The 11448-nt window shown below is 70.7% G+C and carries 16 protein-coding genes and 1 pseudogene; 1 reads left to right on the top strand and 16 read right to left on the bottom strand.

Features of this window, described 5'->3' with window-relative positions; all coding sequences use genetic code 11:
- Positions 1-180 precede the first annotated feature (180 nt).
- The 16 genes from ACWD3I_RS48740 to ACWD3I_RS48665 all read right to left on the bottom strand — a co-directional run bounded on the left by ACWD3I_RS48740 (position 181) and on the right by ACWD3I_RS48665 (position 10518).
- A complete protein-coding gene (locus ACWD3I_RS48740) occupies positions 181-1395 on the bottom strand; it encodes a DNA-processing protein DprA (RefSeq protein ID WP_365413547.1) in 1215 nt (404 codons plus the stop codon).
- Between the two features lie 133 nt (positions 1396-1528).
- Positions 1529-1975, bottom strand: a complete 447-nt coding sequence (locus ACWD3I_RS48735) for a single-stranded DNA-binding protein (RefSeq protein WP_365413549.1) — start codon at positions 1973-1975, stop codon at positions 1529-1531.
- A gap of 44 nt (positions 1976-2019) precedes the next feature.
- Positions 2020-2832 carry a hypothetical protein gene (locus ACWD3I_RS48730; protein ID WP_365413551.1) on the bottom strand — a complete coding sequence of 271 codons (813 nt, stop codon included), beginning with the start codon at positions 2830-2832 and terminating at the stop codon, positions 2020-2022.
- Between the two features lie 21 nt (positions 2833-2853).
- A complete protein-coding gene (locus ACWD3I_RS48725) occupies positions 2854-3465 on the bottom strand; it encodes a cell envelope biogenesis protein OmpA (protein WP_365413553.1) in 612 nt (203 codons plus the stop codon).
- Between the two features lie 55 nt (positions 3466-3520).
- Positions 3521-3952, bottom strand: coding sequence for a hypothetical protein (locus ACWD3I_RS48720; protein ID WP_365413555.1), 432 nt, complete (start codon positions 3950-3952; stop codon positions 3521-3523).
- Positions 3953-4069: 117 nt separating this feature from the next.
- Entirely contained in the window at positions 4070-4405 is a 336-nt protein-coding gene (locus ACWD3I_RS48715) for a hypothetical protein (protein WP_365413557.1), read from the bottom strand.
- A 153-nt stretch (positions 4406-4558) separates the two neighbouring features.
- Positions 4559-5047: a hypothetical protein gene (locus ACWD3I_RS48710; protein ID WP_365413559.1), complete on the bottom strand. Its 489-nt coding sequence runs from the start codon at positions 5045-5047 to the stop codon at positions 4559-4561.
- 2 nt (positions 5048-5049) lie between these two features.
- Complete coding sequence (locus ACWD3I_RS48705; protein WP_365413561.1) at positions 5050-5742, bottom strand: hypothetical protein; 693 nt, start codon at positions 5740-5742, stop codon at positions 5050-5052.
- Positions 5743-5993: 251 nt separating this feature from the next.
- The gene (locus tag ACWD3I_RS48700; RefSeq protein WP_365413563.1) at positions 5994-6374 is read right to left on the bottom strand and encodes a hypothetical protein; all 381 of its coding nucleotides are present in this window, start codon (positions 6372-6374) and stop codon (positions 5994-5996) included.
- Entirely contained in the window at positions 6284-6661 is a 378-nt protein-coding gene (locus ACWD3I_RS48695; RefSeq protein WP_365413565.1) for a hypothetical protein, read from the bottom strand. Before ACWD3I_RS48695 ends, ACWD3I_RS48700 begins: the two co-directional genes overlap by 91 nt.
- A gap of 155 nt (positions 6662-6816) precedes the next feature.
- Complete coding sequence (locus tag ACWD3I_RS48690; protein ID WP_365413567.1) at positions 6817-6996, bottom strand: hypothetical protein; 180 nt, start codon at positions 6994-6996, stop codon at positions 6817-6819.
- Positions 6993-7466, bottom strand: coding sequence for a hypothetical protein (locus ACWD3I_RS48685; protein WP_365413569.1), 474 nt, complete (start codon positions 7464-7466; stop codon positions 6993-6995). The genes ACWD3I_RS48690 and ACWD3I_RS48685 overlap by 4 nt, the downstream gene beginning before the upstream one ends.
- Positions 7459-7947, bottom strand: coding sequence for a hypothetical protein (locus ACWD3I_RS48680; protein ID WP_365413571.1), 489 nt, complete (start codon positions 7945-7947; stop codon positions 7459-7461). Before ACWD3I_RS48680 ends, ACWD3I_RS48685 begins: the two co-directional genes overlap by 8 nt.
- Before the next feature lie 272 nt (positions 7948-8219).
- Positions 8220-9395 carry a DUF932 domain-containing protein gene (locus tag ACWD3I_RS48675; protein WP_451084451.1) on the bottom strand — a complete coding sequence of 392 codons (1176 nt, stop codon included), beginning with the start codon at positions 9393-9395 and terminating at the stop codon, positions 8220-8222.
- Positions 9396-9512: 117 nt separating this feature from the next.
- On the bottom strand, positions 9513-10079 hold the full coding sequence (locus ACWD3I_RS48670; protein ID WP_365414228.1) for a hypothetical protein: 567 nt from the start codon (positions 10077-10079) through the stop codon (positions 9513-9515).
- 67 nt (positions 10080-10146) lie between these two features.
- Positions 10147-10518 (bottom strand): hypothetical protein, encoded by a 372-nt coding sequence (locus ACWD3I_RS48665; protein WP_365414226.1) that lies wholly within the window; start codon positions 10516-10518, stop codon positions 10147-10149.
- 832 nt (positions 10519-11350) lie between these two features.
- Between ACWD3I_RS48665 and ACWD3I_RS48660 the strand changes: the two are divergent.
- Positions 11351-11448: pseudogene (locus ACWD3I_RS48660) on the top strand (DNA-binding response regulator); the annotation flags it as partial.

Here is an 11448-nt window from a genome sequence, read left to right as displayed (position 1 = left end):
GGGCGATCGTCACCGAGCGCATCTTCAACATCCACGGCGTCGGCTACCAGCTCTACCAGGGCATCCTCCGCCAGAACACCCAGACCGTCGTCGTGCAAGTACGAGCCGGGCTGGGGGGCTGGGCGCAAGGCCACCACTGGGGCTCGCTTATGCCCCGACTGGCCGCGGAGCTGGTGGTTCTCAACGGTGAGGACATTCACCACTCGGGCGAATGTCTCGCTCTCGGCCTGTTGCCGCTTGTTCTCCTCGATCAACTCGGCCAGCCGTTCCTTGGTCTTCTTCAGCTCGGCCCGCAGCTTGCGCTCGCTGTCGGGGATCTGTCTCTGAGCTCGGACCCTCGCGTAGAACTCGTCCTTGAGGTCGGTGTGCCGGTGGGTGAGAACGTGCCGTTTCACGTCTGCCTCGGCGGCTAGCGCGAGGATGGTCAGGGATCCGTCGGACCGCAGTGGGGTGCCGGCCAGGAGCCGGTTCATCGTGGCCCGGATGTTCTTCCTCCCCGACCGTGGCCAGGAGCAGGTCGCCGTCCGCGACGTCGCCCGCGCGGGCGACGCGTGCGTGCGGTAGCGCGAGTGCGAGATGGGGGTCCGGGCTGTTCACGGCGAGCTGTCGGTCGAGCAGGCGGGCGTTGCCGCTGGAGCGGGCATCGCCGGTGGCGGGCGCGGCGAGCAGGGGCCGGTGGAGGTCGACGGCCGTGTGGGCCGCGTGCATCGCCTCGACGTGGTCCAGGGCCTCGACGAGGATCACCGCCCGGGCGAGCACGGCCAGCAGGGCGGCGCTGGCCTTGAGTGTCGCGCCGCTGGCTGCGGTGCCGGGCCGGTAGAGACTGACCGCTGCGCCGCCGCTGTCGAGGACGGTGCGCAGCAGCGGGGCGTGCGCGTGGGGGTGGGCGCCGTCCAGGCCGCGCGGCAGGACGGCGAGGGAGGCCCGGCCCGCTTCGGCGGCTGCCCGGTGGGCGGTGGAGTCGATGCCGTAGGCGAGCGTGGCGGTGACCGTGTGACCGGCCTCGGCAAGGGCGGTGGCGAAGTCGTGCGCGTGGGTGACGGCCTGCTCGGTGGGGACCCGGTTGCCGGTCACGGCGACGGCCGTGCCGGTCAGTTGCGGCAGTCGCTCGCGGCCGCGGACCCACAGGCCCAGCGGGCAGTTGGGCCCCAGGTCGGCGAGGGCGGTGGGCCACTCCTTGTCCGAAGGGATGACGAACGAACAGGTCAGCTCTGCTTGGGCGAGTTCCTCGCGCGGCCGGTAGGAGGAAAGACGCCTGCTGGCGTCGTCGCGCACACGCCGCTCCCAGACCTCGGCCGGGGTGTACTCGGCGAGGTCCGCGGCGAGTTGGCCGGGGGTGAAGTGGGCGGCGAGCGCGGCGCGTGCGGCTCGTTCGGACAGGGCGCGTGCGGGCATGGAGGGCCAGGCCTTTCAGGCAGGGCGCGGCACCGGCAGGCGAACCGGTGCCGCGCCGGGGCGGGCGAAGAGGGACGTGGCCAGCGGCGACGGGAAAGGGAGTGCCGTCGACAGCTGGGGTGGAGGGGTCGGGCTAGGGCCGGTCGGCGGTCTGCTTCTGCTCCCACCAGGCAGGCGGGCGGGAGGTGGCGGCGGGCCGGGGCGCCGGGGGAGCGGTGTAGGGGCGGGCGGCGATCGGGCTGGGCAGGCTGGTCTCGGTGTAGGCGATGCGCCTGCGCAGGCTGATGCCGAGGTCGTCGACGCTCAGGTACAGGGCGTTGTCCCTGACCCCGGTGATGCGCCCCTTGACCAGGACGCTGACCCCGTCGACGAGCGATTCGGCGGCGTTTGTGGCCAAGTCCCGCCAGGCGGTGCAGATGTAGGAAATCGGGTCCAGATCACGCCACTGCTGCGCGGTGGCATCCCACTGCGTGGGGGTCTGGGTGAGGCGGAACCGGCAGACAGCAATGCCGCCTTGGGTGAAGCGGACTTCCACACCACCGGAGACGGTGCCGCTCACGTGCGTGACGGACGGGGCCATACGAACACCTCCTACATCAAATAATAGTGTATGCGAGGGGTGGGTCAACCCCCCTGTCGGCACGTCCCGCCGCCGGAGCGCGCGGTACGGCCGGCCAGGCGCCGGAGGTGGGCCTTCCGTCCGGTCGGCTGCGCCGGGGCCGGCGGTGGGGTGAGGTTGTCGAACACCGTGGTGTCCGCGAGCTCCACCACCATCGGGACCGTGCCGTCGGGCCGGACCAACTGTTCGTCGGTGGTGTCGAGATGGACGGAGACCCGTACGGCCTCCCGGTCGGCGTCGAGGTAGGCGAAGACCAGGACCCCTGCGATCTCGATGCAGGGCAGGCCCTCATCCTCCGGCCCGTCCATCGGGTGGAAGAGTGCGGAGCTGTTCGCCGCCGCGCAGGCCTCGGCGTCGGCGAGGTTGAGGCTGAGGGGCGCGGGCACGTGGCGGGAGACGTCGGCCGGGTAGAGCGTGTAGCCAGCGTCGCCGCGGCTGTTATCCGGTCCGTAGTAGAGGTCCACGGCCCTCTGGTCGTCGGCGGGCGGCCGGTACGGAAAACCGTCCGTGCCGCCCACGTCGTCCCAGGAGCTGCGTACCTCCTGCGCGAGCGAGGCCAGGGCGGAAGCCTCGTCACACCAGAGGGTCACGTCATCACGGTGCCGGTCCCACTGGCGCAGCACCCACGCCCGGCCGGCCGTCTGCGGGGTGAGGCCGCCGGTGACGGCGAAGCTGAAACGGCTCAGCCACCCTTCGACGATGTCGACAGTGTCCGCACCCGGCCATTCGCCGGTGCGCTCCTGGAGGCCGTCCATCAGGTCGGCCAGATCGATGATGGCCGCGCCTGCGAGCGTGGCCGGGTCCGGTGTGATCGGCATGACGGTTTCCTTCCGTGCGGGTCAGGACTGGTTCATCAGGCCGTTGAAGAGGTCCATCAGGTGCTGCTGTTCGGGGGTGAGAGTCGCGGTGCGCAGCACGCGAGTGCGCAGGACAGGCACATCGAGGCTGATGCCGGAGGGCACATCGGGCCGCTCGGGCCGCGAGACCAGCCGGTAGTTGCGGGTGTGGATCATCCAGGCCTCGTACCGATCGGCACGGCTGCCGCTGCGCGCGGCGTGATGCTCGTCCCTGGTACGGGACGGGCAGGGACAGGACGGGTCCGTGCAGGGCCGTCCGGCGGGGTGACTGGCCAGGACCGGGCTGCGGCGGTAATGCGTGGCGGTGCCCGACAACATCGGGCAATGGTCGGCGGTGTACGGCAGGCACTCGGGGTGCAGTGCCGGTTCCGGGGAGCAGCCCTTGAGGACGTCGGCCGGGCGGACGATCAGGAAGCAGCGTTCGTCCAGCGGGTGTCCGCAGATCTGGCACAGGCGCCGCCTAAAGGCGGCGTGGGCCTTGTCGGCGTCGAGGACACCGAAGGCCGCGTGACCGTCGTGGATCAGGGTCACGTACGGCACCACCAGCCCGCCCGCCAGCGGCCGGTGGGCACAGCGTTGGGGTATCGCGCGCATGGGGTGAGTTCCTTCGGATCGCGGGAGCGTGCCTGGGGGTTCGTGCTGGCGGATGTCAGGTGCTGGCCGGTGGGGGAGGGTCGGCCGGGCCGCCGGCCAGCAGTGCTTCCCAGTGGGCGTAGCGGCAGCCGGTGGCGTCGTGCAGGCGTAGGTGCAGCCAGTTGAGGTTGTCTCCGGCCCGGATGACGGCCTCGGCGCCGATGGCGACGGCCCGGGGGTAGATGGTTGCGTCGTCGGGGTCGACCAGGACGACGATCAGGCCCCGTCGGTGCGGCAGATGGCGGAGCGTGAAGGCGCTGTAGCTGCGGTCGTCCAGGAGCACGAGCGGAGCGCGCTGGTACTCCTCGGCGCTGAACAACGGCGATGGCAGGTGCAGGCGGGGGACCGGCCTCGTGCGCAGGCCGACCGGATCGGCGTCGGTGCTGTCGCTGATGACCAGCACCGGGGCCTGCGGATTCTCCCGACCGGCTTGTGGCGGGGCGGACATGGCGGTGACACGTCGCTTTCGTGAGGACCGTGGCCAGGAAGAGGCCGCGGGAAGGTGGGGAGTTGGTGGCCTGCGGGCGGGGCAGCCGACGGGGGCCACCCCGCCTACAGGCGTTCGTCAGCCGAGCGGGTAGAGCACCAGCGCCGGGAGGGCGGTGTCGGGGATGCCGTCCGCGTACAGCTCGCGCAAGGACGGGTCCTCCTTGAGCTCCTCCGGCAGCGGGAAGACGTCGCCGACGAGGTCGCCGTGGATCGGCGCGTACCGGGAGAAGCTGTAGGTGGAGAACGGCGAGTAGAGGTTGCCCTCGGCGTCCCGGGACAGCACGACGAGCGTGTCTCCGGGCATGTCCTTCCAGTCCTTGCGGACCAGGTGGCGCAGCACGGCGAGGGTCAGGGGGCGGTCGGGGGCCTCGCTGTCCGGATCGGGCGACGGGGCCTGCTGCTGGTCGGTCATGACGGGCCTTTCACATGCGCGGGCCGGGCCGGGAGGAGCCCGGCCGGGATCGGCGGTGGGCGGGCGCCGCCCCGTTGGCGGGAGCGGCGCCGTCAGACCCGGTCGGTCAGTCGTCCTCGATCTCGTCCCTGACCACTCACAAGTGGAGCCGCTCTACTGCTGAGCTACGCAGGCGTGGGGCCGCCGGTGCGGCGGTCGGGTGAGGGCGGGTCGGCGTCCGGCGATCTCGCGCAGCCGCTCCAAGGCGGTGGGTGCGTCGTCGTACCAGAATGTCTCGTTGGGCTTCAGGCTGAGTGCCTTGGCGGCAACGTCACAGATCAGGCGGCGCTCCTCGCCTCGCTCCGCGTACACGCCTGCGAGCGTCTCGTACTCGGCCCCCTCGTTGTCCGTGCCGGTGACCTCCGCCTCCTCCTCGTCGGGCAGATCTACGAGCGTCCAGCCGGTGAGGTGCGCCGCCCATCCGGCCGCGCACAGTCGGGAACCGCACGCCGGAGCCTCCTCGGGGGTCAGCCGGAGGGCCTCGGGCAGATGTGCCCAGTGGTCCATGCTGAAGACGTGGGGCTGCGCCTCGATGGCGTCCAGGACGGCAGGCGCCACGGTGGCGGGCGTCTCGGGCTTCGGGGTGACCTCGGTGTCGGTCATCATCACTCCTTCGGATGGCTGGAGGGTGTGCTCGGCTCGGGGTTCCTCGCGTCCTGGTCGCGGAGCTCGGCATCGCGGCGGGCGTCCTCGGCGGTGTAGCCGGTGTCGCACCAGGGGCGGCACAGCTGGCCTGGGGGTGCGCCGCACGTCTCGCACCGGTCGTCGAAGTCCTCCGGGCGCCACGGGCGCGGCTGGCCGCTCACGCGGGGAGCTCCCGGATGCGGTCGGCCAGGGCTCGGGCGGACATGGAGAGCTCTGGCAGGGCGCGGACACGGCTTCTCCTTCCAAGAGGCAGTGAGCAGCGCGGGCGGCCTGCTGGACAGGTCAGGGGCGGCGGTCCACAAGGGGAGGCCGGTGGTGGTGCGGGCGCTGATGCCGGGGCGCTCGGGGACGTCGCGGTAGTCGGACACCTTCACGTAGCCGCCCTGTTGGGTGTCGAGGCGGACCGGCGCGCCCTCCCATTCCCACTGCGCGATGAGTTCCGCGGGGAGGTTCTCGACGTCGTCGGCCTCCACCCGCACGGCCCATGCGGTCAACTCCTCCCCGTACACCTGCCGCCATTCCTGCAGGACGGGGAAGAGGTGGGCGAAGTCGTCGACCAGGGCCAGGGCGCGCGCCTGGCCGGGGGCGGGGTCCTCGGCGTAATTCGGTGCGTCGGGGCGGGTGCGCTCACCGAGGCTCATCAGCCAACGCATGGTCAGAACATCTCCCTCGTCGGGCGGGCGGGTGTGTGGGTGAGGGGCGGTGGGTCAGGGTGGTCCGGGCGGCTCGGGCTTGCGGTCGGCTCCGGGTGCGAGAGGGGGCGGGGCAGGACCAGTGGCACCCCCTCTCGCACTTCAATAATAGTGTGTCTACGGGTGGTGTGAACCCGCCCCTGACCTGCCCTTTCGTCGGGCCGTCAGAGGGTGCCGACCAGGGCCGGGCGGCGGCCGCGTGGACGCCTGAACTACTGGGCACGCAGGGAATCGGCTTCCGCCTGGGCGCGGGGGGCGCGCTCCTGTTCCTCAGCGGCCGCGCTGACGCAGTAGGGCGCCCACCACTGCAACCCCCTGATCTTCTGCGTCAGCGAATCGGGGCGGTCGGCCAGCATCAGCAGCAGGACGGGATGCGGGCAGAGGGTGAGCCACTGCAGGGCGGTCCGCCATGCGGCTTCGGCGGCCTTCCGCGCGGGCAGCGCCGTACGGGCTTCGCGCTCCTGGCGGGCGGCTTCGACCTGGTGGTAGGAGACGGACCAGGTCAGGAGCGCAGCAGCCCAGGGGTGTCGCGCTGGCGGGAGGCCTCCAGGATCGCGGGCAGGTCGGCGCGCTGCGCGACGTGCTCCGCGCACCCGCGCAGGACGGCGGTGAGTACCCCAGCCGTTTTCTCCGACGGCGGGTGATCAGCGGCGGACAGGATCGGATAGACCGAGACCTGGGGGCGGTCGGTGTGGTCGCGGTAGAGGGTCAGACTGCCCCGGTAGCCGGTGCGGCTGCGGGCGAGCCGCGGGAGGTCCTCGTCGGGGGCGGTGGTCGTGTTGTAGGCGTTCACCGGGCCGAGACGGGCTGGTACGGCGGTGAACTGGTCCCAGCGGTGGGGGCCGGCGGGCGTGTCGATGGTCAGGATCAGGCTGGACATGGGCTGCGACTCCTCAGAACTCGACCGGGCGGGTTGGGGGCGTGACCGGTGGGCTGGGGGCGTGCCGCCCCGCGCTCGCCGAAGGGGCAGGGTGCGGGCGCAGGGCGGCACTCGGCCAGTGGCGCGCTGGCCGGAGTGGACGGCGACTGCGGGGGCTACGCCTTGGGCGGCTTGTGTCGGCGCAGGTTGCCCCGGTCGGTCAGGCTGGGACGGCGGCCGTGCATCTTGACGAACTTCCCGCCGAGGGCGTGGCCGTTGACCTGTCCGGTGGTGCCGGGCACCGGCTTGGTGTTGGTGCAGTAGCCGTCCGCGGTGACGGCGGGTTTCTCGCTCATGAGCGCTCCTTCGCGGTCTCGTGGGGGCGGTGCAGTGCGGGGGCGTGACAGGCCACGAACGGCGCGGTGTCGTCTGCGGGCATGGAGGTGACGGTTTGGTGGAGTTCGGCCGTGTCCATGGGGTGCAGCCATCCGTCCCGCACCTCCCACCCGCACACACGTGGGTCCGCGTCGGTGGTCGTGGCGATCAGGACGGCGTCACGCACGGTGCTGTTTTCCAGGGCGAACGTCAGCAGGACGAAGAACTGCCCGTACTCCTCGGCGGAGTGATCCACGCGCCACGAATCCGGCTCGACGGACACGTGCAGGTCGGCGCTCATCTCCGTGCCGTCCGTCTGCTCGGCGTTGAGGTTCAGCGCGTGGCTGCCCTCGCCGAGGGCCGGGAGCAGCGCGGTCAGCGCGTGCAGGGCGCGGCCCATGGCCAACGCCGTGGCGTCGTCGTCGGGGCGGGGGAGCTCGGGCTCAGGCATGCGGGGCCTTCTCGTCAAAGTCGGGGAGCTGGGGGAGAACGGGGGCGGGGTAGACCTGCCGGAGTAAGGCGGTCACGTCGGGGCACGGGATGACGGCGGCCTGGAGGGTGTCTGTGTCCAGCGGGTGCAGCCACCTGTCACGCAGGGACCACCCGCACGCGCGGGGGTGGGGCTCGGCGGCCGTGGTGGCGATCAGGACGGCGCTGCGCATCGTGCTGCCCTCCAGCGCGAACACCAGCAGCATGCGCAGGGCGCAGAACTCGTCTTCGTCCAGGACGGCCAGGCGCAGCGGGTCCATGCCGATGGAGAGATCGGTTCGGCCCGTGACGAACGCGTGGTCGGTCCGCTGGGCCACGAGGTTCAGCGTGTGCTCACCGTCTCCGAGTGCCTGGACCACGGCGGACAGGGCGGTGAGAGTGCGGCTCATGGCGGCCGCGATGGCGTGGTCGCCGGGGTGGGCGAGCTCCGGGTGTGTGGACATGAGGACTCCTTACGAGACGGGGCGGTGGGCGGTGGGCATCACAGGCCGGCGGCCGAACTGTGCCCCTGGGCACAACGGATGTTGTGGCGCGCGGTCGGCTCCGCCGGCGCGTCGCGCTGCCGCCACGCGCCAAGAGGTGGGGCGGGTGCGCTCCGCGCTCCCTGCGGGGCCGGGTGGCGCGCTGCGCGCTCTCGGATCGGTCGGGCCCGTGCGGATAGATCGGGCCCGTGCGGGCCGGGCTGGGGGAGTTGCCCGGCCCGCACGGGGGTCTGTCAGCCGTGCGCGGCGGCGGCCGTGAGGGCGGGCAGCGCGAGCGCTTCCAGGGCGGCGGCCTGGTCGGCGTCGGTGAGGGTCTGGGCGGTCGACGTGATGGCCTGCATCACGCCCCCGGCCGTCATCTGACCACCCCGGATGAAGTGGGAAAGGATGCGGTCCTTCGTCTCGGTGCCGATGCTGAGCGACTTGGTGACGTGCTCGATGGTCTTCGTCGGCTCGTCCAGCGTCTTACTGGCGGCGGCCTCCATCTCGTAGACCTTCGCTTCGACGTACTCCCGTGACAGGAAGGTGCGTACGGCGTCGGTGGTCTTGGACGTGATGAGCTCCAGCGTCTTGCGCTGGGTCTGGCCGGACCAGGACACAACGCCCTCGTCCTGCCTGCCTCCCAGGTGCACGGCGCGCATGACGTCCTTGGTCTGGGTCAGGCCGTTGCGGCAGACCTGGATGACCGCGCGCGGGGTGATGGTGTACGCCCCCGCGCCGACCTCGCTGTTGGTGATGACGAACCCGGCCGAGATCATCGGGAGTTCGTCACCGCTGCGGCCGTCGAACGGGGAGCGGTAGCCGCGCAGCAGGTTGCGGGCCTGGACGGCGACGGCTTCGGACTCGACGCGCACGTACATGCGCCGGTCGGTGAGGTCGCACCCTGTGATCTGGGTGGGGTGCCCGGACTTGTGCACGCCGTCCAGGGCGGCGAGCAGCATGTCGAGGTTGTCCATCAGCTTGTAGCTGTCGGACAGCAGTGCGCGGGCCACGCCCTCGCCGGGCATGCCGGGGCCGTTCTCGCCGCGGAACGCGCGGAGCATGAAACGGCGCTCCGGCTCCTGCTGCATCCACGCGTTGACGTTGTCGTCCAGCAGCGGGACGTTCTCCGTGCGCATGCGGCGCAGGTAGGCCAGCGGGATGCGGAGCTTGTCTGCGATCCCCTCGTCGGCAACGGCGGTGGGGCGGTAGATGCCGTCAACGGCCGTGACGCCGCGCGCGCTGAGTTGGGCCTCGACGCCTTCGACGTGCACGTTTCCCTCGTGCATCCGCAGTGCGGACGCGGTGGCGATGACGTCCAGCTTCCGGCGCTGCCCGTCCTCCAGGATGCGGACCAGGTCGGACAGGTCGGCGTTGCGGGCGCCGGTGGGGGCGACGTTCGTAGCGCGCTCGGCGAACTGCTGAGTCATGCGGTTTTCCCCTTCGCTGTTGGTCTCTGCGGGTCGGGGGGCGGAGTAACCGCCCCCCGACCAATTCCAATAATAGTGTGTTTCAGGGGTGGGTGAACCCACCCCTGACCTGCACACTTACACCAGCGGGGCGCGGAAATCCGGAAGCGGCGTCAGACTCTGCCGCCGTACGCGCGTGACAGCGGACACCGGCATACCGCCGATCACCTCGCACAGGTCATAGCGGACGCGGGGAACCGCCCCGACGACCGGTCCGGCCTGCGCCGTGATCGCCTGCACCCAGTAGACGCCGTGACGCCGCGTCACGCTGCCGTGATACCTGACCTTCTGCCACAGCACCGGCCCACAGTCCTGCGGGTCGAGGCTGCGCGCCACCGCGAGCGCAAGCTGATTCGCCACCCGCTCGGACAACAGCAGGTCGACGAACGCCCGGTCAACCGTCCCCCGGTCGACCGGCACATCAGCCATGGCCGGGCCCGTGTGACCGGTGCGCACACCCATCGCCCAACCCAACTCGAAGAACGACCGGACCACCTCCAGCTGCTCGTGCGACACCCGCATGGCGTCCGGGTCCCGCTCACTGCGCGCCAACTCCCGCAGCGCATAACGAGCCTGCTCCTTTTCGGCGTCCGTGAGCGGCGCTCCGATTTCCCGGGCCTGCTCTGGAATCCGCGTGCTTTCCATGGCGTCTTTTCTCCTTTTCGGTGATGCCGGGGGAGGGGGCACTCCAACCGGGGTGCCCCCGTGCGGACTACTTCAGGAACCCGTTCGACCGGAGGAAATCGGCCGCGATGTACGCGACTCCATGAGGCTTGTAGATCTGAGGGAATCGCCGCAACTCCACTTCCGTGCGGCCCGCCTTGTCCGGGTCGATGAACTCCTGAACCAGGCGGTAAGGATCGTCACCCATCGGGATTTCCAGGACGACCGGACCAGCAGCCGTGGTCTCGAACCGAATTCCGGTGTAGTTCCGGTCGGAGTTGTGCACGATCTTCACCCCTGCCCGCGCACACAGCAGCGGCAACAGGTTCGCGATCGTGCGGGCACGAACCGCGAGCTCGGTCATGGGAGCGTCCGCGCCGCGCACCCCGCGCACGATCCCGTCACTGATCGTCAGTTCCACGTCTTTCCCCTTCGTTGATCCATTGCGGTTCCCGGGGGCCACCTCTCCCTGCACTTCAAATAATAGTGTCTACGTTGTTCGGGTGGAACCCCTGTTGCGCTGCGGGTTGCGCTGGAGGTTGCGCCAGGGTGTTGCGCTGGAGGTTGCGCCAAGGTGTTGCGCTGGAGGTTGCGCACCCCCATGGAGCCTCTCCACATCATCCCTGCTCACCCCAACACTCAAGCCTGGTACGCCTGCTGACATCCCCCTCTGCACACCCCCACGCACCCCAGACAAGAAGAAGAAGGGAAAGGGAAGGGCGGGGACGGGTACGGGAGCACATCGGAGGATCGGGGCGCCGTCCTCCTCTGCTTGCGCGTCGGCGGGGCCTCCGCGCTCCGGGCGCCGGACACAGCCGACGCAGCAGACCGAGTGTGGGAGCAGCGGGGCACAGCGCGCGGCCGGCACCCCGCCCCCGCAGCACAGCCCCGGCAGATCACCCAGCGCGATCAAGGTGCGCACCATCCCTGTGCAGGGAAGACATCACCTACGATGGAAGAGCCTGTTTGAGAGGGCACTGCTGGCGGGGAAATCTGGCTCGGGTTTGCCGACCCACCGGATTCGTTACTCCCCGCCAGCAGACTAAAGCCAGCAAAAAGAAGAGGGCGCAGCGAAACACGCCACCAAAAGCGCCCCGCCACAATCCCCTGGATTTTTGCGCGCGCTCTGCTCCGCAGACGCGACGCGCCGCCGCTACGCGGCGGACACACCCCGGGGCGCTCCGCACCCGGGCAGGATCGGCGATGGCATCGCTACGCGATGCATGACGGAGGGGCGGCCCGCTGATGCGGGCCGCGTGAAGACCCATGTGGGGCGGATCCTGGTGAAGCTGGGACTGCGGGACCGCACCCAGGCGGCGGTGTTCGCGTACGAGTCGGGGCTGGTGCGGCC

The organism is Streptomyces sp. NPDC002817 (assembly GCF_053592055.1).
Note: the sequence above shows the minus strand (reverse complement) of the source record. Positions and strands in the feature narration are given on the sequence as shown.

What these genes read in the sequence shown, in the direction of transcription:
- ACWD3I_RS48740 (WP_365413547.1), bottom strand. Translation starts at nt 1,395, where the DNA reads ATGCCCGCACGCGCCCTGTCCGAACGAGCCGCACGCGCCGCGCTCGCC.
- ACWD3I_RS48735 (WP_365413549.1), bottom strand. Translation starts at nt 1,975, where the DNA reads ATGGCCCCGTCCGTCACGCACGTGAGCGGCACCGTCTCCGGTGGTGTG.
- ACWD3I_RS48730 (WP_365413551.1), bottom strand. Translation starts at nt 2,832, where the DNA reads ATGCCGATCACACCGGACCCGGCCACGCTCGCAGGCGCGGCCATCATC.
- ACWD3I_RS48725 (WP_365413553.1), bottom strand. Translation starts at nt 3,465, where the DNA reads ATGCGCGCGATACCCCAACGCTGTGCCCACCGGCCGCTGGCGGGCGGG.
- ACWD3I_RS48720 (WP_365413555.1), bottom strand. Translation starts at nt 3,952, where the DNA reads ATGTCCGCCCCGCCACAAGCCGGTCGGGAGAATCCGCAGGCCCCGGTG.
- ACWD3I_RS48715 (WP_365413557.1), bottom strand. Translation starts at nt 4,405, where the DNA reads ATGACCGACCAGCAGCAGGCCCCGTCGCCCGATCCGGACAGCGAGGCC.
- ACWD3I_RS48710 (WP_365413559.1), bottom strand. Translation starts at nt 5,047, where the DNA reads ATGACCGACACCGAGGTCACCCCGAAGCCCGAGACGCCCGCCACCGTG.
- ACWD3I_RS48705 (WP_365413561.1), bottom strand. Translation starts at nt 5,742, where the DNA reads ATGCGTTGGCTGATGAGCCTCGGTGAGCGCACCCGCCCCGACGCACCG.
- ACWD3I_RS48695 (WP_365413565.1), bottom strand. Translation starts at nt 6,661, where the DNA reads ATGTCCAGCCTGATCCTGACCATCGACACGCCCGCCGGCCCCCACCGC.
- ACWD3I_RS48690 (WP_365413567.1), bottom strand. Translation starts at nt 6,996, where the DNA reads ATGAGCGAGAAACCCGCCGTCACCGCGGACGGCTACTGCACCAACACC.
- ACWD3I_RS48685 (WP_365413569.1), bottom strand. Translation starts at nt 7,466, where the DNA reads ATGCCTGAGCCCGAGCTCCCCCGCCCCGACGACGACGCCACGGCGTTG.
- ACWD3I_RS48680 (WP_365413571.1), bottom strand. Translation starts at nt 7,947, where the DNA reads ATGTCCACACACCCGGAGCTCGCCCACCCCGGCGACCACGCCATCGCG.
- ACWD3I_RS48675 (WP_451084451.1), bottom strand. Translation starts at nt 9,395, where the DNA reads ATGACTCAGCAGTTCGCCGAGCGCGCTACGAACGTCGCCCCCACCGGC.
- ACWD3I_RS48670 (WP_365414228.1), bottom strand. Translation starts at nt 10,079, where the DNA reads ATGGAAAGCACGCGGATTCCAGAGCAGGCCCGGGAAATCGGAGCGCCG.